The organism is Streptomyces monashensis, assembly GCF_001866665.1.
Taxonomy (GTDB): Bacteria; Actinomycetota; Actinomycetes; order Streptomycetales; family Streptomycetaceae; genus Streptomyces; species Streptomyces monashensis.
Genome location: NZ_MLYO01000063.1, coordinates 200,601 through 220,477 on the forward strand (window position 1 = coordinate 200,601; position 19,877 = coordinate 220,477).

Genomic DNA, 19,877 nt, shown 5'->3' on the forward strand with positions numbered 1-19,877 from the left:
TGGTGGTCCCGGCGGCATCGAACATGGCCGTTCACCTGGGTTCATGGGCGGCCGCTCGTGAGGTGGCGAGCGCCGTAGGTCTCGTCTGAACGGCCGTGAACGGCGCTGAATGAGACGGAAACTGAGACGGACCCGCGCGTAACCCGGGTGACGGTGGGCTGCGATCGGCGCTACCGTGCGGCGGTGATCAGCAATGAGGGCGTACGTCTGGGCGCAGAGGCCGCACGGCGCTTGGCGCAGACAGGGCTCTATGAGTTCGAGTCAGGACTGACGGATGTCGAGTTCGAGCGCATCGAGCAGGAGTTCGGGTTCGAGTTCGCGGACGATCACCGCGCGTTCCTTGCGGCGGGCCTTCCAGTCAACGTGCCTCCCGAGGAGGGGCAGACCTGGTCCAAGCCCTGGCCCGAGTGGCGCAGCGGCGATCCGGAAAGGTTGCGCGATCAGCTCGGCTGGCCGGTCGAGGGCGTTCTCTTCGACGTCGAGCGCAACGCATTCTGGTACGAGGCATGGGGTGAGCGTCCGGCTGATGCCGCGGCTGCCCTGGCCACTGCACAGCGTCGTCTTCCAGATGTGCCGCTGCTTGTGCCGGTGTACGGCCACCGGTACCTTCCTGCCGGCCGGGGAAGCTTCGGGCATCCGGTGCTCTCGGTGTGGCAGACCGACATCATCTACTACGGGCTGGACCTGGTCGACTACATGCACCAGGAGTTCGACGAGGCACGAAGCGATGTCGACGAGACCTGGGGCCCGAGAGCAACAGTCCCCTTCTGGCGCGACCTTCTCTGAGACCTGCGGGTGCCCTTAGCTTGGGAAGCTAAGGGCACCTCGGGCTTGCTCCGGTGCTGACCTGCGGGGGAGCAGCGTCGGGGCCTAGTAGGCGGTCGACTGGTTCCCCGGTGTTCCCCGCGGTTCCCCGTACGATCTGGCATGCTTCTGGCACGGTCGTACCGTAGAGAATCTCGTGTGCGCCCTCCTCGGAACTGGCTACGATCTCTGCATGTCTAGCACTCGTGGGACCATCGATGCGGACATGTTCCTTGCATCGTCGCGGCGTTGGATGCATGAAGCCATGCGGCATGCCGCCGCCGAGCCACCTGCATACGACCTTGCTGTTCACCATGCACAAGTTGCCGCAGAGCACCTTCTTAAAGGCTTTCTATTCAGCGTGGAGCCCGCAATCATCGCAGATAACACAACAATGTTGCTGCATCTGACAGGGGCGATTCACCAGCGAACACAGCATGCCGCAGAGCGCCGGCTGGAGAACGGCGCATCGATTAGTGCAAGAGATGCCCTTGAGCTCGCGCGAGAGTTTACAAAGCGTCTCGACCGTGTCAGTAACCAACGTTGGGCGGCTGCTCTAAGTGCACGCAATGGCGTAGCCCATCTCGGCATCGTTGATGCTTCCATGGCCGAGAGTAATATCGTTACGTGCTTCGATGTCGTGGATGCGCTCCTGAAGGAGCTTGGGGAGTCACACGAAGCCTATTGGGGTACTTGGGCTGGTGTCCGCGAGAGTCTCGGGAAAGCGCATCTCGATGATGTCACCCGACGCATGCGTGTACGGCTTGCGAAAGCGCGCGCTTATATTGCGGAAAAATATGGGGAACTAAATTCCTCTATTCCGCCAGGGCCAATCCTGTGGAGCTATCGAGGGATGTTCGGTCCCGGGAGGTCCGGGTTCGAGGTGCCATGCCCGGTCGAGGGGCACTCTGGGATGCTGGTTGGATACTCCACAGCCAGGGATGAACGCGGGGTCAATATATTCGTGGCGCACTCATTTTTCTGTCAGGTCTGTGGACTTAAGGCGGATGTAGATGAATTCGAACCGCTTGGTATCCCGGAAAGTCTCGATATAGGTGAGAAAGGGCCGGTCGCCCCTCCTGTGGACCGTGACCCAATCGAATGGCAAGATTACTTGGCATCTGAGAGGGAGTCCGAAAAGATCACTCTCCAGCAGGAGATTGCTGAAGGCCGATGGTGCGGTTTTCCTGGGATCGAATGCCCGTGCGATCGAGGTGAGCCCAGGCCGACTTTGTGTCATCAATACCAATAAGTCAGGCGTGACTACTTAGTAAGAATTGTGATCCAGTCAACTGCCCGATTCCCTGCACTCAGGTAAGCGTAAACCGTACGTTGCCGTTCTCGGGAAGTCACATCGAGAAGGCGCCGAGTCATCGAACCAGTATGGATAAGCCTATTGCGCTCGCGATACATCTCTTCGATAAGCGCAAATCCGGAGGGATCTTCTTGCTTAAAAGACCTCTGCGAGAAATGGCTCGGCGCTTGATCGTAGAATTTCGAAGCAAAACTTCCTTGAAGACCCTTCTCGAAGGATGCAGTCTGACTGCCAGTATTGCGGCTGATATAGGTCTTGGCGGCAACCTCGCAAGCTGACGCGATTGCCAGGATGGCCTCACGAAGAGTCAACGCTTCTACGGCCTCCTCGGCATCTAGGAGCATGGCGATAGGTAGCGACGCATTCCCAAGGCGAAGTGAATCTTCGATCATAGCGATGGGAATTGAGCCAGTCTCGGGCGCGCGGAGCGCTCCTGGGGAAGCCATTCCGTTGACGCCGGCGAACACTGGAATCGGTGCACCAGTGTTCGCATCAAATGCCGAAATGGTCCAGGGCGTGAGAAGGTAGTACTGACCATCTTGTGGCCGCCATGCGCGCCTAACTCGCGGGACCCATGCCGCATGCGCCGCAATCCTAATGTGTTCGATGAAGAAGTTAACGGCCTCAACAGCTCGATCTTGAGTAAGTTCCAGGTCGAACGGGATATTGTCGGAGCCTGAAGGCGCTTGCTCTTCCCACCGCAAGGTTACCTGAATGCGATCGATTACCGTGTCAGCGACTGTCTTTCGAATTGACCCGCCAGGAATGCCGACAGGGGTCAGAGTCAGTGACATGCCAGACAGGGACCTGTCGATTTCTTCAGGGAACAATTCCTGCGTCGACGGATCCCAGGGGAGTACATGTGCGCTGAATTCTGGCGCGTTTAGGCTAACTCCTTTCCAAGGTGACCAAGTTGTGTCACGCGGAAACCGCGTTTCGAAATAGAACTGCATAATTGCGGCTATTTTCAAGTCATCCCCCAGGTGTGGCATCTCGAATTGAGGTATTCTGGATCGGCTCCATTAGTGTAATCCTCGACCTCGCGATGTTCGGGGACGACCACTGTAGCTTTCGTTCCAAGGTCGGCGGAGCGATTTTGGCCTGGAGCTGCTTTGGCGCGAGTGATCATGGCCCCGTAAGCTTGCGGCGCGTCGGGCATGTGGTGGACCTGCCCGGTAAAGCACGACGTTGGGGCCATGATCTTCGAGGCTCGCGCCAAAGTGGCTGGCTAAAATCGCGGAGCCGACCGCCCCAGCCACGACGTACCCCTTCTACGGCAAGCGGCTGACTGCTGTGCGCGCGGCACGGGCGCCGGCCGGGCTGGAGCGGGGCGGAGACAGGAGCGCAGGCCCGGCCGGGGGCCGGGCCGCGCGCGGTGAGCGGAGCGAGCCGCCTTGATGAAGGAGAGAAGGTTTTATCCCGCTGGGATGAGGCGCTTGCCGTCGTGGCTGCGTACGTGGGGGCCGTTGCCGTCCAGGGCGTCCAGGAGTCTGACCGCGAAGACCTCGGCCATGCGCTCGCTGACCTCGTCGGGCGTGAGCCAGGAGACGGCTGTGGACTCGGTTGAGGTGCGTTCGGTGCCGCCGGAGGGTTTGCAGCGGAAGACCAGGGCCACGATGCCGCGGGTCAAGTTCTTGTAGACGCCGGTCAGTTCGTCGACCTCGATGTGGATGCCTGTCTCCTCCAGGACCTCGCGGGCTACGCCGGCCTCGGGGGTCTCGTTGAGTTCGAGGATGCCACCGGGGAGTTCCCAGGTGCCGTTGTCGGCTCGGCGGATCGCCAGGAGGCGGCCGTCCTCGCGCACTACTACTCCGGCTACGGATACGGAGTGCAGGGGGGACGGTGGCGCTTCCTGTGCTTGACTCATGTAGAGGAGCATAGGAGGCAGAGAAGGACTATGGGAACTGCGGCTGGAGGGGTCGGATCCGGGCCTCGGTACGTGCAGATCGCGGACGAGATCGTGCAGCAGATCCGGGCGGGGGTTCTCAAGCCTGGTGACATGGTGCCGAGTGAGTCTGAGCTGGTGGACCGCTATGGCGTGTCCGGCGGAACGATTCGTAAGGCCATGGTCGAGGTGCGGGCGAGTGGGCTGGTCGAGACCCGGCACGGCAAGGGCTCGATCGTGAAGAGCCGGCCTCCGGTGCGGCACCGATCCTCTGATCGTTTCCGGCGTTCGCTCCGGCAGGGTGGGCAGGCGGCCTACCTCGCGGAGTCCGCGCAGTCCGGTGCGGCTGCCAAGGTCAGCGTTCTCTACATCGGGCCCATGGAGGCGCCCGAGGATGCCGCCCAGCGCCTGGGCGTCCCGGTCGGTGCGCAGGTGCTGGCCCGCCGGCGCCTCTACTTCCGTAATGGCACCCCGGTCGAGACGGCGACGTCGTACCTGCCGTGGGGCGTCGTGAAGGAGATTCCGGAGCTGTTCGCCGAGAACCCCGGCGGCGGTGGCATCTACGCCCGACTCGAAGACCACGGGCATGAGTTCGTGGAGTTCGTCGAGACGTTGCAGGCGCGGCCGGCCTCGAAGGCGGAGGCCTCGGAGCTGGCGCTGAGTCCGGGTGCGCCGGTGGTTCATCTGATCCGGGAGGCCCGTACGACCGAGGGTCTCGTGGTCGAGGTGTGCGACACGCTCATGGCCGCTGACCAGTTCGTTTTCGAGTACAGGATCCCCGCCTCCGACTGACGCCCGCTCAACTTCCTGCAACCCGTCGCGAGTTCTTCTTCGCGGCGGGTTGACTCATGTACAGGAGTGAGGCACTCTTCTTCATGTCACTCATATACATGAGTGACGGAGTCCAGCATCTATAGAGGAGTGATCTCTGTGCGTCAGATTCCCGTCGACACCGCCGGCGCGGTCGTGATGGTCGCCAAGTCCCCGCAGGTCAAGGTCCGTGACCGCCGTACAGGCGAGATCGCCACCGACACCGAGACCGGGGCGAAGCTGATGACGGTCGACGTGATGTTCGCGGCGAACGAGGAGGTGGAGATCCTCTCCATCACCGTCCCGGAGCCCGGCATCACCGGCGAGCTGGCCATGGGCACGCCGGTCGCGCTCACCGGCCTGATCGCTCGGCCCTGGGAGAACGACTTCAACGGCCAGAAGCGGCACGGCATCGCGTTCCGCGCGGTCGCGGTCACCTCGCTCGCCGACGCCGCCGCAGGGCCCAAGGCGGCCTGATCATGACCGGTTTCACGGTCGCCCTGGTGCTGGTCGTCGTCGCCGTGGGTCTCCTGCGGTGGCGGCGTCCCGCCTGGTACTGGTTGACCTTCGGGGTCACGCTGGCCGTCGTGCGGGTCCTGGTCCGGTACCGCTCCGTCATGGACGCGTGCGGGTTAACCGTGCCGCCCCCGCGGTGGCGACTCGCTCTCGCCCGTGCCACCAACCGGCCGATACCGGAGCCCCGTGCCCCGCGCATCCTGCGGCTGCGCCCGACTCGTACCGGCCTGGTCCTGCGGCTCAAGCTCCGCCCCGGACAGGACGCCTTCGATGTCGCCGCCGCCTCGGACCGGCTCCGGCACTCGTTCTCGATGTACGGCGTGACCTCGCGAGAGCTGCGCTCGGGTGTCGTAGAGGTGCGGATGACCGGCTACGACGTGCTCAAGCGGGTGCAGATGCCGGCCAAGACCGACACCCGGCCGATGCGGGTACCGGTCGCCCTGCGGCAGGACGGCTCGGTGCACTACCGCGACTACCGGGCGATACCCCACGCGCTCACCCTCGGGGCCACGGAGTCCGGCAAGTCCGTCTACCAGCGCAACCTGGTCGCCGGGCTCGCGCCGATGGACGTCGCCCTTGTCGGCATCGACTGCAAGCAGGGGGTTGAACTGTTCCCGCTGGCCCGCCGGTTCTCCGCGCTGGCCGACGATCCCGACACCGCCGCCGAAGTGCTCGACGCGCTCGTGGTCCGGATGGAGCGCACCTATCAGGTCATCCGGGCTCAGCAGCGGATCACCGCCGACGTGCCGGACGCGGAGATCGCCGCCGACATCTGGGACCTGCCCGATCACCTACGTCCGGTCCCGGTCGTGGTCCTGGTCGACGAGGTCGCCGAACTCGCCCTGTACGCCAACAAGGAGGAGGAGAAGCGCCGGGACCGCATCATCACCGCCCTGGTCCGCCTCGCCCAGCTCGGCCGCGCGGCCGGCATCTACCTCGAAATCTGCGGGCAGCGCTTCGGCTCCGAACTCGGCAAGGGCATCACCATGCTCCGCGCCCAGCTCACCGGCCGCACCGCCCACCGCGTCAACGACGAGTCATCCGCCAACATGGCCTTCGGCGACATCGCCCCGGACGCCGTCCTCGCAGCCATCCAGATCCCGGCCGAAATGCGGGGACTCGCCATCTCGGGCGACTCCTCTGGAGGGTGGCACCGCATCCGTGCTCCGCACACCTCGCTCCGCCAGGCCGTGAACATCTGCAACCGGCACGCCGACCGGACCCCGGACCTGCCCGAGCTGGCTCCGTTCCGGCCGGTCCTCTCCGCCACGGCTGCCGCTCCCGTGTCGCTGGCCAAGGCTTCCTCAGCCGCCGTCTGACCTCTCTCGGATCCCCACCGGTCGGCGCGACCGCCTTCGCGCCAGGTCCCTACCCCCGCCATGCCCAAGGAAGGGAGACCCCGCCGTGTGCCCGAACTGCGAGGACTTCGCTCGAACCGTGCTCCTGCTCGGCCAACTCGCCTTGTACGCCGACATGGCCGGCGCCGACCTCGACTTCGTGGAAGCCGTCAGCGCGTCCCTCGCCGTCTCGCTGCCCGAGCCGCCGCCCGGCACGTTCCCGGATGACTACGACCCCGACGGCGGCCCCGCCTACCCCGGTGACTCCTGATGGGTGCCCGTCACGGCCTCCGCGTCGACGCGGTCTTGGTTCAGGCCGTCATCGCCGGTGCCCTGTCCTTCGCTCACCTGCATGACCTGGCCTCCGCTGCCGGTCAGAACGGGTGGAAGGCCTGGGCCTACCCGGTCAGTGTCGACCTGCTCATGGTCGCGGCTTGGCGGCGGCTGCGCAGTGAGGGACCGTCCCGGCTGGCCTGGTGCTGGTTCGTCGTCGCGCTGTTCGCCTCGCTCGGCGCCAACGTCGCCACGGCCGGGTTCCTCGACCTGGCCGACCCGCCCGCCCTGCTCCGCCTCGGCATCGCCGGATGGCCCGCGCTCGCCTTCCTCGGCGGGACCCTCCTCGCGCACTCGTCGGCTGCGGAGTCGGGGCCGGTACCGCCGGCATCTGTCGCGGACGCGGAAGAGGTCGTGGCTCCGGTCGAGCAACCAGTCCAGGACGCCGAACGCGCATCGGCAACTGAGCCGGTGCCCGAGTCTGACGCAGCCCCCGCATCTCCGGCCCCGGCTCCCGCTCCTCCGGTCCCCGCCGTACTGATCGACCACGCCCGCAAGGTCGCCGACGAGTACCGCACCCGCACCGGATCCCCGATCGACCCCGACACCTTGCGCTCCCGCCTCGGCGTCCCGCCCCACCTCGCCGACGCCATCGCCGCCCACCTCGCCTGACCAGCACGAGAGGAAGACCGGTGACCCATGACCCGGCCGACCTGACCGCCTCCGACTACCTCGACGGCGCCCGCGAGATGGCCGCCGCCAACCGGCCCTTCCTCGCTCACCTGCTCGCCGAGGAAGCCGCCCAGCGCACCGCTGACCCGGCCACCGCCGCCGGTATCCGCGCCAGCTTCCCCGCCCCGGCCACGACCCGAGAGGAGACCGACTGACATGCCCGCCCGCGACCACTTCCACTCCGTGATGCGCATCGGCCCGGTGCAGATCGGCACGCACCGCGACCGCCACGGCCGGACCAAGCACGCCGCCGTGTGCACCTCCGACGGCTGCGGCTGGTCCGCCGACTACTCCAGCCAGTCCGCCGCGCAGCTCGCCGCCCGCACGCACCGCTGCCGCATCCGCTAGGAGGTCACCGCCATGCAGGTCCCGCTCTGGTTCGCGCTGCTCGTCGTCGGCTACCTCGGCGTCAAGCTCATCCGCCCGCCCGCCTGGCTCATCGCCGTACTCCTGCTCGGCGGCTTCCTCCTCGCCGACAGCGTCCTCGCCCCGGCCATCAACGCCCTCGTCAAGTAGCCCGCCCGCGAGAGGAGACCACCCATGTTCCGCCCGAAGATCCCCACCATGCCCATGCCGACGGGCCTCACCACCCCTCCCGCCGTCATCGAGCCGACCGCCGTCACCCGGCACACAGAGACTCCGCCGGCCGCCACGCCTACTCCGGCGCCGTCCCGGCCCACGGTCCAGCTCACCCCTGGCACCGCCCTCGCCCTCGTCGGCGGCGGCACGGCCGTCGTCCTGGTCCTCGGCGCCGTCCTGGTCTCGCTACTCCTGGCGGTCGCCATCACCGGCGCCTCGGTCGCCGTCTGCGCGGTCGTCCTGCGCTCCCTGCTCGCCTCCGACGCCAAGCGCCGCTGACCGGCACCCGGGCGGCCTCGATACCGCCAAGCATCCGCCGCCCGGGCGCCGTCCCTATCCGATCTCGCAACCGGAAGGAACCCCCAGCATGGCCCACCGCGCCTCACCCGCGACACCGAGTGCGCCCATGCCCGACACATTGCTCGACCCGATCACCCTCGGGGACGTGCTCCGGGTGGCCTCGGCCTCCGACTACGCCCGCTGGGAGGACCAGATCCGCCGCACCGGCGGCTGCTCCGACCCGATCCACCTCACCGGCTGGGTCCTCCACAAGGACAAGACCAGCGGCGAGACCCTGCACCACTACTCCACCGAGACCGAGCCGGGCGGACGCCTCCGCCTCGCCTGCGGCAACCGTCGCGCCTCCCGCTGCCCGTCCTGCGCCTGGACCTACGCGGGCGACACGTACCACCTGATCCGCGCCGGCCTGGCCGGAGACGACCGCCGCGACGTCCCCGCCACCGTCCGCGATCACCCCCGCGTCTTCGCCACCCTCACGGCCCCCTCGTTCGGCCCGGTCCACAACCGCCCCGACCACGGCTCCTGCCGCTGCGGCACCCCGCACGCCCCCGACGCCCCGGAACTGGGCACCGCCCTCGACCCGGACACCTACGACTACGCAGGCGCCGTGCTGTTCAACAACCACGCCGGTCAGCTCTGGCAGCGCTTCACCACGCGACTCCGCCGCGAAATCGCCGCCCGCGCCGGCCTGCCCCGCCGGGAACTCGCCGAACACCTTCGAGTCTCGTATGGCAAGGTCGCCGAGTTCCAGAAGCGCGGGGCGCTGCACTTCCATGCCCTCGTACGCCTCGACGGCCCGGAGGGGCCCGGGACACCCCCGCCCGCCTGGGCCACGGTCGACCTCCTCACCGACGCCGTACGTGCCGCCGCAGCCCACTCGTACACGTCCGTCTCGGTCCCCGCTGCCGGTGACGAGCCCACCCGTACCTTCCGCTGGGGCCGACAGCTCGACGTCCGCCCGGTCAAGGCCTTCGGCGACGGCTCCGACATCACGGAACAGGCCGTCGCCTCGTACGTGGCCAAGTACGCCACCAAAGCCGCAGAGAACACTGGCACCCTGGACCGCCGCATCGGCGAACTCGCCGAACTCGACCGCCACCAGGTCCCCGACCACACCCGACGACTCATCACCGAGTGCCGCGACCTGGACAGCCTGTACCCGGACCGGCGCCTCTGGGCCTGGGCGCACATGCTCGGCTTCCGCGGGCACTTCTCGTCCAAGTCGCGCACCTACTCCACCACCCTCGGCGCCCTCCGTCAGGAACGCGCCGACTACCGCGCCGCCCAGGAAGCATCCGCCCTCGGCCTCGACGACCGCGAGCCGGACACCGTCCTCGTCCTGGCCGACTGGCAGTACGCCGGCCACGGCCACACGCCGGGTGAGGCCGCTCTCGCCGCGACCATCGCCCGCGACCTCCAGACCAACCGCGAGACCGCCCGCGACGCCTTTGCCGACCAGCTGAACGCCGAAAGGGAGTGCTGACCATGGCCGCAGAGCTTCCGAACCGGTTCCTGACCCCCGATGACCTGGTCGAGATGTTCGAGCTACCCAGCGTCGAGACGGTCTACCAGTGGCGCCGCAAGCACACCGGCCCGCGCGGCTTCCGTGTCGGTCGGCACCTCCGCTTCGACCCGACCGACGTACGGGCCTGGGTCGACACCCAGCTCGGGGAGGCTGCCTGATGGCTGGGCACATCCAAGACCGCTGGTACAGGACCGAGGCCGACGCGAACGGCAAGCCACACAGGGTCAAGACCGAGCGCTACGGCACCGGCATGCGCTACCGGGCCCGCTACATCGGCCCGGACGGCACGGAGAAGTCCAAGAGCTTCCCTGACAAGCAGAAGAGGTTGGCAGAGAAGTGGCTGACCAACATCGAAGCCGACATGGCGCGCGGGCAGTACATCGACCCGCAAGCGGCTCGGACAACGTTCCGGGAGTACACGGATCGCTGGCTCGGGTCGCTCACGACCGATCTGACGAGCCGGGCTGCCGTCGAGGGTCGGCTGCGCCTGCACGCTCTGCCCTACCTCGGCACCCGCCCCATCGGCTCGTTCCAGCCCGAGCACATCCGCGACTGGAACCGCCAGCTCGAAGACGCCGTGGCGTCAGCCCAGTACCGGCGCCTCATCTTCGACGCCGTCTCCTCCGTACTGAACGCGGCCGTGGATGACCGCCTGCTGGCCTCGAACCCCTGCCGGGCCCGATCAGTCAAGGCGCCCCGTCCGACGCCGACACGCGTGCACCCGTGGTCTGCTGAACAGGTCTTCGGCGTACGGGCTGGCCTCCCCGAGCGATACATGGCCATGGTCGACCTCGGCGCCGGATGCGGTCTTCGACAGGGCGAGATCTTCGGCCTGGCCGTCGACAACATCGGGGACCTCGGCTGGCTGTACGTCCGGCAGCAAGTGAAGAAGGTTCGCGGCACGCTCGTCTTCGCCCCGCCCAAGCGCGGCAAACTCCGTGACGTCCCCCTCGACCCCGAGGTGTCGGCCGCCCTCCGCGAGCACATGGAGCGCTTCCCTCCCGTCGAGGTGACCTTGCCCTGGCTGACACCGACCGGCCCCAAGGTCACACACCGCCTCGTCTTCACGAGCGGCATCGGCTCAGCGATCTGGAGCCAGGGGTTCAACGACCAGGCATGGAAGCCTGCGCTGGCCTCCGCCGGCATCATCCCGACCCCGCAGAAGGGTGAGCGCTACGCGGCGGCCCGCGAGCACGGCATGCACGCCCTCCGCCACTTCTACGCCTCGGTTCTCCTGGACGCCGGTGAGAACATCAAGGCGCTGAGCCTCTACCTCGGTCATGGCGACCCAGGGTTCACCCTCCGCGTCTACACGCACCTCATGCCGTCCAGCGAGACGCGGACCCGAAAAGCCATCTCCACGATGTACCGGGCCGCCGGTCACGCCCATGACGGCCTGGAGACGGCACAGGCAGCCTGAGACAGCCCCTCATTGGCGGGAAGCCCGCTGGTGAGGGGCCGCTTTGTGCCCTCACGCGGCGAACCCGTAAGTAGCGAGAGGCCATGCCACTAGGACGCAAAAGGTCGTCCACAACCGCCGCACTGCGGGCAGGATGCCGCTGACGTATTTCTGTCCCAGTCAGGGGGTCAAATGGGAAGCGCGCTCATCGGCTTAGCCGCTGCGGTGGTTGGCGTCACAGGCACCCTCGTTGCCTCTGTCCTGTCGCAACGTCTCCTGGCTCGCGATCAATCGGAACAGTTTCAGCGTCAGCAGCAGGCGGTTGAAGCTCAGTGGCACCGTGAGCAGCAAGTAGCTGAGCTGAACCGCCGACGCGAAGGCTACATGCAAGTCAACGCGTCCTTCCGGCGCTACCGAACCCAGCTGATCAACTTCCTGTGGACTGTGCACAAGGGAGCTGTCACACCGGACGAACGCGAGCTGGTTGAGGAGGCCCGACGCGACCATCACTCCGTCCTCGCTGAGGCTCAGATGGTCGCGTCCGCAGCGGTTTTGGTCGAGCTGGACGGGATGACGACCGCGCTGTCCAGGGTCTACCGGCGGATCATGTTCCTGGAAGAAGGGAATCCGGATCCGGATGGATCATTCAACGAAATACGGACGGACTTCGTTCAGCTTTGGGAGCGTTGGGAGGGCATGCGCGCCGTGATGCGCGCTGACCTCGGCCTCGGAAGTGTCGCGGGCGAGTCACCCGCAATCGGCCCCTGAAGCGCCACTCCCCCGCCGACGGCCCACAGACGGCCCAGGCTGCCCAACATGGCCCCTCATCGGCAAGGAAACCGCTGGTGAGGGGCCCTTTCATGCCCTCCCCTGGCAAGTAACACCCCATCTTGCCTGAACGCCAGGCTTGGGTGTTAACCCGTTTGGCGCGGGGGCTCTGACCTGGGATTTCTTGGTCGGCGTCTCCGCCTCATCTGTCGCCGCCGGTCGGGGCGACCGGCCTCGGGCACCCTCGGACGGCGCGGAGACGGCCCGGTGTCGCCGTGGGAGTGATCGTCTGCCTGAGCGAGCGCCAACGGTTGATCGGGATCTCGTACACGATCTCGCAGTGAGCGGCGGGCACGACGATGTCCGCCGTCTCCACGGGACGCCCCTGGTCGCTGTAGTCCGTCCGCCGGATGTGCGTGACGAGCGCGGCCATCTGGATGCCGAGTATCGACGCCTCCTCGGCGGTCGCCCGGCGAGGCTCTGGCTGCTCGACGGCGTGGCCGACGGTGACCCCGATCGCGGCCATGCGGTTCACGACGCCCGCCCCGGCGTGCGGCCCGCCCTCGGGGAGGACGACGAGAGTGCCGGCGGTGAGGTCGTACGGCTCCCAGCTCGTGGACAGCTGCACGGGCCTGCCGTCGGCCAGGAACTCGTACGTCGTCCGGACGCACAGGTCAGGTGATCGAGCAGGTCAAGGACTTCCTTGACGTCCTTTCCAACAGGCCCAGGAGGTACGCCGTACATCGCTCCTCGGCTCGGTGGGCATGCTCCGCGTTCTCGGCGGCGTGTTCCGCGAGCTGCGAGCGCCGCCGCACCGATCATGCTGTACTCCGCTGCTGTACGCACGACAGAGACCCGTTCACGACCATGCGAATGGGCCTCTGCCCTGTGTCGTCGTGGCGGGGTTTGAACCCACGACCTCTTCGCCCCGAAGCAACCGGGGTAGGCGCTCGACTACCGTGGCTCGTACGCCGTGGATACCGGGAACGCTCCCAACAACTGAGATTCGCATGACTTCGCTCCCGCCAGAACGGTCCCCGCGTAGAAGCCCCGCGTCGCGCCCGACGGGTAGTCGACAGTCATCTCCAACGTGCGGGTGGTGTTGCCGGGAAGGTTGCCGAGGACGCCATCACCGCCCTCCCACTGCGCGGTAGACGCCTTCGTCGCCGGGTACCAGGTCATGATCATGTGGTGCCACGACCCGCCGTTGAACTTCCACCAGACGGTTGGCGCCGCGCCCTTGTGGTTGCTGGGCGCCGCCATCTGATAGTCGAAGAACACCCCCGACAGCGGCGCTGGCTCGGCGTTGCGCACGGTGGTGTAGGTGACCAGGTTCTGCCCGGCCTTCCTGGATTCCGGTGCATTGGACAGGTTGCCCGAACCGGTGATCTCGCGAAACGCACAGGTCGGCTTGACGCTGACGGACGCTGTCGGCTCGGCCTGAGCTGTGCCGGGCAGCATGGCCAGCACGCTCATCCCCGTCGCCACAGCCGCGATTCCCCACCTGAAGAGCTTCACGAATCCCCTCCGCTTCACGCCGTGCCCTCACGAGCGCGAGCAGATCCTACGATCATTCACAGCTGTGCCGGCACCCGTCTTCGGCGCCTGTGCTCTCAGCTTGGGAAGCTCGGGTGATCCCCGTCTTGCCCGGCTACAAGTGCGGGGCAACGATCAGGACAGTGAAGAGCAGCGTTGGCCAGAAGACGGCCGGCAGACATATGAGACACCCGAAGGGAAGGGCTTTACGCGGTCGCATCCCCTTGGACACTGCGACCGCCGTGGCGACGACCGCCAGGACAGACGACGTGCCGACCACCGCAGCCACGGCTCCGTGGGCGTCACAGCAGAATGATCAGTTCAGATGCTGCTGTATAACGGCAGTGCCATAAGGGGGAGTTGACATGCAGAACACGAATGGCGGGGCGGCCCTCGTCTTAGCCGTGGTAGTTGTGGGCCTGGTGGTGCGTGGGCAGCTGCGTACCCGTCCTGTGCGGCCTACCGGCTCGCTGATCGCTCCTCTGGTCCTCGGTGTCCTTGGCACTGCCGGGATCGCCTTCGGTATCGCCTCGGTCGTCAAGTACCACCCGCTGACCACGCAGCCCGTCGTCCTCTTGGTGACGAGCCTGGCGGTCGCGGCATCATTTGGCGTGGCCAGGGCCCGGACCGTACAGGTTTGGCGTGGGCCCCAGAGCGAGGTGCTGCGAAAGGGGACCGCAGCGACGACCGGACTGTGGCTCGCCTCGGTCGGTGTACACATCGGGCTGGCGCTGTGGATCGACCGGGCGGCCGGGGCCGGATTGCTGGGGACCGCGTCGCTCTACGCATACCTGGCGATCGGCCTGGGAACGCAAAATCTTCTGGTGCGTAGGCGCGCCGCCGCGCTGTGACCCCGAGGCCAGTACTCGCTCCGGCGAAGACGGGCCTTGATCTCATCGCCGCAGCGGTGGTCGTCGTCCCGAGTGCTGTCGCTTGTCGTGAACGGAGCCAGGAGCAGGTCGATAGCCGGTTCCTGCGCGAGGTAGCCAGGCGACCTTCTACGATCCTGCGATGTCAAGCGGCCTCGGGCACCCTCGCACGGGCCGAGGGGCGTCGTTCGGCTCCTCGACATCGGTCGCCCAGGGGAACCCACTGCTCGACCGGCTCGAGTACAGCTAGAGGCCGGCCATGCGGTCCACCGCGTCCTTGGCTTCCTTCAGGTCGGCGCCGGTCATCTCGCGGTACGCCTTGATGGCCGCGACCTGCTTGCCCTCGCGAACCAGCGCCTCGACCCGCTCGCGTTGCGCGCGCTCCTCGTCCGACTCGTCCAGCCCCAACCGGTCGGCGACCAGGGCGAGTCGGCGCTCGATGCGCACCAGTCGCTTGTCCATGCCGGAGAGACGGCTCTGGACGCTCGCGATTCCGGCGAAGAGGCCCAGTACGAGGAGGATTTCCACTATGTCCATGACAGATAATCCTAGATCGCTCCGGGAAGCGCGGGCGGCCGGGCGACACGCGGGAATCAGATCATTACGTCATGTATGCGCTGCATAGCATTGCGTGAGTAATGGGTCGGCGTCTTCGAACCCCAGAAGGCGAGAGAAATGATCGGACGAAGAAGCCTGCTCCTGGCCGGGTCCGTCGGCGGGGCGGCCGCGCTGTTTCCGGCACCCGACGGGGCGGTGGCGCTGTCGGACGAAAGCGCGGGGGCCCGGAGGGTCGCGAGCGGCGGCGGTACCCCGGCTCCCGCCCTGGATCCCAGCACCATCCCGAAATACGTCACGGAGCTGGTGATCCCGCCGGCAATACCGCAGGCCCGCCGCCCGGAAGGGCCCGGCATCGGCGCGATGGACACCTACGTCATCGGCGTCCGGCAGTTCGCCCAGCAGGTCCTGCCGCCCCCTCTGCCGCCCACCACCGTGTGGGGATACGGCTCGCTCGACGACGAAAGGACGTTCCACTACCCGTCGTTCACCATCGAAGCCACGGCCGACCGGCCTGTCCGCGTCACGTGGGTGAACGATCTCGTCGACGGTGCGGGCCGTTTCCGTCCGCACCTGCTGGCGGTCGATCCCACCCTGCACTGGGCGAACCCGCCGGGCGGCAGGACCGGGCGTGATTCCCGGCCGGTGTTCACCTCGACGCCGGGGGTCTATACCGGCCCCGTGCCGATCGTCACTCATCTGCACGGCGGGCATTCCCCCGAGGAGAGCGACGGCTACACCGAGGCGTGGTACTTGCCTCGCGCGAACGACATTCCGTCCGGATTCGGCACCGTGGGCTCGTTCTACGACGAATTCCGCGAGAAGTCCGCCCGTGAGCACGGTGTGGAATGGGAGCCGGGCACCGCGACCTCCCATTACGCCAACGACCAACGGGCGACGACTCTCTGGTTCCACGATCACGCCCTGGGGATGACCCGGCTCAACGTCTACTCCGGACTCGCCGGGTTCTATCTCCTGCGCGACGGTGAGTGCGACCTGCCCGAGGGGGTCCTGCCCGGACCGGCTCCCGCCGTCGGTGATCCACCGGGTACCCGCTACCACGAGATCCCCCTCGCCATCCAGGACCGTTCGTTCCACTCGGACGGCTCGCTGTTCTACCCCGCGAGCCGGGAGTTCTTCGACGGGTTCGCGGGGCCGTACCTCCCCGCCACTGATGTGTCCCCCGTCTGGAACCCCGAGTTCTTCGCCGACACCATGGTGGTCAACGGCCGCACCTGGCCGAAGCTCACGGTCGAGCCTCGTCGTTACAGGCTGCGCCTCCTCAACGGCTGCAACGCCCGGTTCCTGATCCTGAAGATCGCGGACAGTCCGGCCGCCCGGCCGGCGCGCTCGGCCCTGCCGTTCTGGCAGATCGGCAGCGACGGAGGGTTCCTGCCCGCACCGGTACGGCTGGAGCGGCTGCTGTTGGCCAACGCGGAGCGGGCCGACGTCGTCGTCGACTTCACCGGGATCCCGGAGGGCACCGAGCTGTACCTCGTCAACGAGGGCGCGGACCAGCCCTTCGGACGGGGTGAGCCGGGAGTGGACTTCCCCGTGGCGGATCCGGCCACGACCGGGCAGGTGATGAAGTTCGTGGTCGGCCCGGCGGCGAGCAGGGACAGGAGCGTCCCACCCGACCGGCTCAGGCTGCCCGGGCGCAGGCCGCTCGGCCGGGCGGGCGTGACCCGTCGGCTGTCCCTCAACGAAGTGACCTCCGGCAACCCGCAGGTGCCGCCGGACTCGCCGGTCCACACCCTGCTCGGCACGCTCGACTCCGCCGGCCGTCCGGCGCCGCTCGGCTGGGCGGACCCGGTCACGGAGAACCCGAGGCTGAACGCGACCGAGATCTGGGAGCTGCACAACTTCACCGAGGACGCCCACCCGATCCACATCCACCAGGTGGCGTTCGAGGTGGTGAACCGCCAGCCCTTCGACGGATCACCGGTGCCGCCGGAGAGCTGGGAGCGCGGCGCCAAGGACACCGTGATCGCATATCCGGGAGAAATCACCCGGGTGAAGGCCCGGTTCGACCTTCCTGGTCGCTTCGTCTGGCACTGCCACCTCGCGGAGCACGAGGACAACGAGATGATGCGGCCGTTCCACGTCGGAGGCGCGGGGCGGCGGCGGTCATGAGCCGTCGGTCTGTTCCCGCTTGCGCAGGACGACCAGGACCGCGCCCCCGATGACGACCAGGCCGATGGCCGCGCCGGCGATCAGCGGGGTGATCGCCGAACCGCCCGTCGCGGCCAGGTTGGTGTCGGGGGCCGCGGTGCCCCCCACCGTGGCCGGGCGGGGGTCGTTGTGGGCCTTGGCCTGCCGGGTCGTGATCGCGCCCTGGGTCTTGCAGTCGAGGACGCCGGTGAAGCGGTGGCTGAAGCCGTTCGGGCCGGTGATCGTGAAGTCGTAGGCCTGGTCCTCCTGGAGCGGGACCGACACCGTACGGGTGGTGCCCGCGGGGATGGTGTGCTCGGCGCCCATCAGCTCGAAGGTGAAGGGCTTGTCGCCGTTGTTGGACGTGACGATGTCCACGGCGCTCCGGGCGCAGTTCTTGTGCGCCGACACCGCCGGTATGGCACCCTCGGCCGCCCACGTGGCACTCGCGGTCGCCGAGACCGTGGACTCGCTGGAGCCGGCCAGGATCTGGGTCTGGCTACGGCTGTCGGAGGCGAAGGCGCGGCCCACCGGCACGGTGGTCGACGCCTGCACGGTCAGCTGGGCGGTGCCGTTCGCAGCGGACCTGGGGACGTCGAAGTACAGCCGGGTGCCGTTCTTCGCGGTGGTGATCGCCTTGCCGGTCTTGTCGGTGATCCGCACCCCGCTGATGGCCGCGTCGGCCGGCGGGCTGACCGCGACACCGGTCGCGTCGGTGTGCACGGTCACCGGTCCCAGCGGAGCACCCGGCCGGCCGGAGACGGCGGGCGGATCCAGGGTGAGCGAGGCCTGCGGCTCGGCGAGGCCGCGGGCGCTCCTCTCCAGGTAGTCGGCGAGCTTCTCGGCCTGCGGGTCGACGGCGTCGACCTTCGCGCCGTCGGAGTACCGCCAGATGGCCACCTGGGTGCCGGCCGCCGCGTCCTGCTCGGTGAGGTTGCCCGCACCCGCCTTGCGGGCGAGCGCGACCAGGTCGTTGACCTGGGGATAGGAGTGCTGGAGGATCCAGCGGACCTTGCCCGCGTTCTTGTTGGTGCCCAGCGAGGTGCTGCTCCAGGACGTCTCCTGGTACGGGGCGTCGCGCTGGGTCGGGGTGCGCAGGTCGACGCAGTACGTCTGCAGGGTGCCGCCGCCGTCGACGGACATCTCGAACAGGCCCGCCTCCACCCGCTGGTCGCCGCCGGCGTCGTGGACCACGGCCTCGCCGTACGTCTTGAGGCCGTTGATCGTGGCCGTCGCGCCGCCCTGGGCCTGCGGTCTCCCCTCGGCCACGGCCGTGCCGGCACCGGACAGCACACCGGCCGCCACGATGCCGGACACCGTCGCGGCGGCGGCCAGGCGCTCCGCGAGGGCGGACCGGCGGAACCCAGAGAACGCAACAAGCACAGAATTCCCCTTCGAGCAGGACCCGTTGGACGTGGGGGACGGTCCCACCAGCAGAATCGGCGCCCCGGGGGGCATGCCCGGCATCCTATGGATCACGTGGGCCCTCTCCCGCCGGTCGGATGTTCCGATGGTCGATCCGATCCGTAATCGTTATCGCCGGGACCCTCCATGAGCTGGGCATATCGACAAATCCACCGGTTCGTACGGGGTGTTGGGTGACCGGACGGCACTGGCCCGCGCGACCCGTTTCGGCCACTGATGTCATGTCACCATGGCTGGTTCCTGGGCCTGTTGGGACTTTTCCTGCCCCTCGGCGGCCGGGGCGTCGGCGGGACGCGGTGTCTCCCAGTTCGGCTCCGGCCTCGTCACCGCCGGCTGTGCCTCGGGCTTGGCCGCGCGCACGAAGGCCGCCGTACCACGCGTGAGGTCGTGGCCGATCGTCATGGCGTCGATGTCGGCCGAGGCCCACTGCTGCTGACCGTCGCGCACCTCCGTGCGCACCTTCAGCCGGCCCTGGACGACGACGGGCTGGCCCACCTCCACCGACGCGACCACGTTGACCGCGAGCTGGCGGTTGGCCCACACCGTGAAGAAGTTGGTGTGCCCGTCCGTCCAGGCGCTCTTTTCCCGGTCCCAGTAGCGCGAGGTCACCGCCAGCCGGAACCGGACCGACGGACCCGACGCAGGCTCCCGGTACACCGGCTGGGTCGCCACGTTGCCCACCACGCAGACCACGGTCTCGTTCATGTCCTCGCTCCCCTCCCCCGACCGGCCTCCTGCGGCCGGCGGGCAGCACGCGTACGGGCCCGTCCCGTACGGCTGTGTCACGGCGACCGCGCTGCGAACCGCGATCGCCGAGACCCCAGACTGCCGCCGCCGGGCCGGGCCCGCTGAGCGCTGTGGACGACCTCCCCGCCTGTGGAAATCTCCGCCACCCACACGAGTGACCCCACCCGCCGGACCCCACCTCACCGGCCCACCGCCCCCCTACTCGGCACCCCTGTCACCCCCCGGCGCCCAAGCCCCCCTCGCTCACCTTCTGGCCCGTGCCACCCGCCCGTACTGCTCCCGGACCTCCCGGTACCGCAACAGCTCGGCCGCCACCGGATCGAGCACCCGGCCCCGCCCGCAGCTCGCGGC

The 19,877-nt window shown here is 67.8% G+C and carries 23 protein-coding genes and 1 pseudogene; 17 read left to right on the plus strand and 7 right to left on the minus strand.

From position 1 onward, the window contains the following. The first annotated feature begins 183 nt into the window (after window positions 1–183). Both BIV23_RS34095 and BIV23_RS49835 read left to right on the plus strand, forming a co-directional pair. Window positions 184–786, plus strand: coding sequence for a hypothetical protein (locus BIV23_RS34095; RefSeq protein WP_071384881.1), 603 nt, complete (start codon window positions 184–186; stop codon window positions 784–786). A gap of 211 nt (window positions 787–997) precedes the next feature. Continuing rightward, on the plus strand, window positions 998–2,056 hold the full coding sequence (locus BIV23_RS49835; protein ID WP_143079165.1) for a HEPN domain-containing protein: 1,059 nt from the start codon (window positions 998–1,000) through the stop codon (window positions 2,054–2,056). 11 nt (window positions 2,057–2,067) lie between these two features. Here BIV23_RS49835 and BIV23_RS49840 read toward each other — a convergent pair whose 3' ends face one another. Together BIV23_RS49840 and BIV23_RS34100 are read right to left on the minus strand one after the other, a co-directional pair. Further along, window positions 2,068–2,913, minus strand: coding sequence for a hypothetical protein (locus BIV23_RS49840; protein WP_143079166.1), 846 nt, complete (start codon window positions 2,911–2,913; stop codon window positions 2,068–2,070). Between the two features lie 620 nt (window positions 2,914–3,533). Continuing rightward, on the minus strand, window positions 3,534–3,998 hold the full coding sequence (locus tag BIV23_RS34100; protein ID WP_071384848.1) for an NUDIX hydrolase: 465 nt from the start codon (window positions 3,996–3,998) through the stop codon (window positions 3,534–3,536). 18 nt (window positions 3,999–4,016) lie between these two features. On the opposite strand from BIV23_RS34100, the gene BIV23_RS34105 reads away from it, so the two are divergent. The 13 genes from BIV23_RS34105 to BIV23_RS34160 all read left to right on the plus strand — a co-directional run bounded on the left by BIV23_RS34105 (window position 4,017) and on the right by BIV23_RS34160 (window position 12,243). Next, a complete protein-coding gene (locus tag BIV23_RS34105; RefSeq protein WP_071384849.1) occupies window positions 4,017–4,796 on the plus strand; it encodes a GntR family transcriptional regulator in 780 nt (259 codons plus the stop codon). A gap of 138 nt (window positions 4,797–4,934) precedes the next feature. After that, window positions 4,935–5,291, plus strand: a complete 357-nt coding sequence (locus tag BIV23_RS34110; protein WP_067121081.1) for an SCO3933 family regulatory protein — start codon at window positions 4,935–4,937, stop codon at window positions 5,289–5,291. A 2-nt stretch (window positions 5,292–5,293) separates the two neighbouring features. Further along, entirely contained in the window at window positions 5,294–6,649 is a 1,356-nt protein-coding gene (locus BIV23_RS34115) for an FtsK/SpoIIIE domain-containing protein (protein WP_071384850.1), read from the plus strand. Between the two features lie 85 nt (window positions 6,650–6,734). Further along, the gene (locus tag BIV23_RS34120) at window positions 6,735–6,938 is read left to right on the plus strand and encodes a hypothetical protein (RefSeq protein WP_071384851.1); all 204 of its coding nucleotides are present in this window, start codon (window positions 6,735–6,737) and stop codon (window positions 6,936–6,938) included. After that, complete coding sequence (locus BIV23_RS34125) at window positions 6,938–7,612, plus strand: DUF2637 domain-containing protein (protein WP_071384852.1); 675 nt, start codon at window positions 6,938–6,940, stop codon at window positions 7,610–7,612. The genes BIV23_RS34120 and BIV23_RS34125 overlap by 1 nt, the downstream gene beginning before the upstream one ends. A gap of 20 nt (window positions 7,613–7,632) precedes the next feature. Next, window positions 7,633–7,827 (plus strand): hypothetical protein, encoded by a 195-nt coding sequence (locus BIV23_RS34130; RefSeq protein ID WP_071384853.1) that lies wholly within the window; start codon window positions 7,633–7,635, stop codon window positions 7,825–7,827. A gap of 1 nt (window position 7,828) precedes the next feature. Next, window positions 7,829–8,020, plus strand: coding sequence for a mobile element transfer protein (locus tag BIV23_RS34135; RefSeq protein ID WP_071384854.1), 192 nt, complete (start codon window positions 7,829–7,831; stop codon window positions 8,018–8,020). A gap of 12 nt (window positions 8,021–8,032) precedes the next feature. After that, window positions 8,033–8,188 (plus strand): hypothetical protein, encoded by a 156-nt coding sequence (locus BIV23_RS49135; protein WP_107069211.1) that lies wholly within the window; start codon window positions 8,033–8,035, stop codon window positions 8,186–8,188. A gap of 24 nt (window positions 8,189–8,212) precedes the next feature. Continuing rightward, window positions 8,213–8,530: a SpdD-like protein gene (locus BIV23_RS34140; protein WP_071384855.1), complete on the plus strand. Its 318-nt coding sequence runs from the start codon at window positions 8,213–8,215 to the stop codon at window positions 8,528–8,530. Window positions 8,531–8,657: 127 nt separating this feature from the next. Further along, window positions 8,658–10,034 carry a replication initiator protein RepSA gene (gene repSA, locus BIV23_RS34145; RefSeq protein WP_177240134.1) on the plus strand — a complete coding sequence of 459 codons (1,377 nt, stop codon included), beginning with the start codon at window positions 8,658–8,660 and terminating at the stop codon, window positions 10,032–10,034. 2 nt (window positions 10,035–10,036) lie between these two features. Beyond that, complete coding sequence (locus BIV23_RS34150; RefSeq protein WP_071384857.1) at window positions 10,037–10,234, plus strand: helix-turn-helix transcriptional regulator; 198 nt, start codon at window positions 10,037–10,039, stop codon at window positions 10,232–10,234. Then, entirely contained in the window at window positions 10,234–11,496 is a 1,263-nt protein-coding gene (locus BIV23_RS34155; protein ID WP_071384858.1) for a tyrosine-type recombinase/integrase, read from the plus strand. Before BIV23_RS34150 ends, BIV23_RS34155 begins: the two co-directional genes overlap by 1 nt. Window positions 11,497–11,667: 171 nt before the next feature. After that, entirely contained in the window at window positions 11,668–12,243 is a 576-nt protein-coding gene (locus BIV23_RS34160) for a hypothetical protein (RefSeq protein WP_143079167.1), read from the plus strand. 307 nt (window positions 12,244–12,550) lie between these two features. Here BIV23_RS34160 and BIV23_RS34165 read toward each other — a convergent pair. Further along, window positions 12,551–12,919 (minus strand): annotated as a pseudogene (locus tag BIV23_RS34165) (UTRA domain-containing protein); the annotation flags it as partial. 278 nt (window positions 12,920–13,197) lie between these two features. Beyond that, a complete protein-coding gene (locus BIV23_RS49845; RefSeq protein WP_071384860.1) occupies window positions 13,198–13,761 on the minus strand; it encodes a hypothetical protein in 564 nt (187 codons plus the stop codon). Window positions 13,762–14,144: 383 nt separating this feature from the next. Here BIV23_RS49845 and BIV23_RS34175 point away from each other — a divergent pair, with 383 nt between their 5' ends. Continuing rightward, a complete protein-coding gene (locus BIV23_RS34175) occupies window positions 14,145–14,630 on the plus strand; it encodes a hypothetical protein (protein WP_071384861.1) in 486 nt (161 codons plus the stop codon). 264 nt (window positions 14,631–14,894) lie between these two features. Here the strand turns inward: BIV23_RS34175 and BIV23_RS34180 are convergent, their stop codons facing one another. Next, entirely contained in the window at window positions 14,895–15,185 is a 291-nt protein-coding gene (locus BIV23_RS34180; RefSeq protein ID WP_071384862.1) for a ribosomal protein L7/L12, read from the minus strand. Between the two features lie 138 nt (window positions 15,186–15,323). On the opposite strand from BIV23_RS34180, the gene BIV23_RS34185 reads away from it, so the two are divergent. After that, window positions 15,324–17,336 (plus strand): multicopper oxidase family protein, encoded by a 2,013-nt coding sequence (locus BIV23_RS34185; RefSeq protein ID WP_079173584.1) that lies wholly within the window; start codon window positions 15,324–15,326, stop codon window positions 17,334–17,336. Here BIV23_RS34185 and BIV23_RS34190 read toward each other — a convergent pair. Both BIV23_RS34190 and BIV23_RS34195 read right to left on the minus strand, forming a co-directional pair. Further along, window positions 17,331–18,737, minus strand: a complete 1,407-nt coding sequence (locus BIV23_RS34190) for a Cys-Gln thioester bond-forming surface protein (RefSeq protein ID WP_245790777.1) — start codon at window positions 18,735–18,737, stop codon at window positions 17,331–17,333. The genes BIV23_RS34185 and BIV23_RS34190 overlap by 6 nt on opposite strands. 261 nt (window positions 18,738–18,998) lie before the next feature. Further along, complete coding sequence (locus BIV23_RS34195) at window positions 18,999–19,484, minus strand: single-stranded DNA-binding protein (protein WP_071384863.1); 486 nt, start codon at window positions 19,482–19,484, stop codon at window positions 18,999–19,001. Window positions 19,485–19,877: the final 393 nt, after the last annotated feature.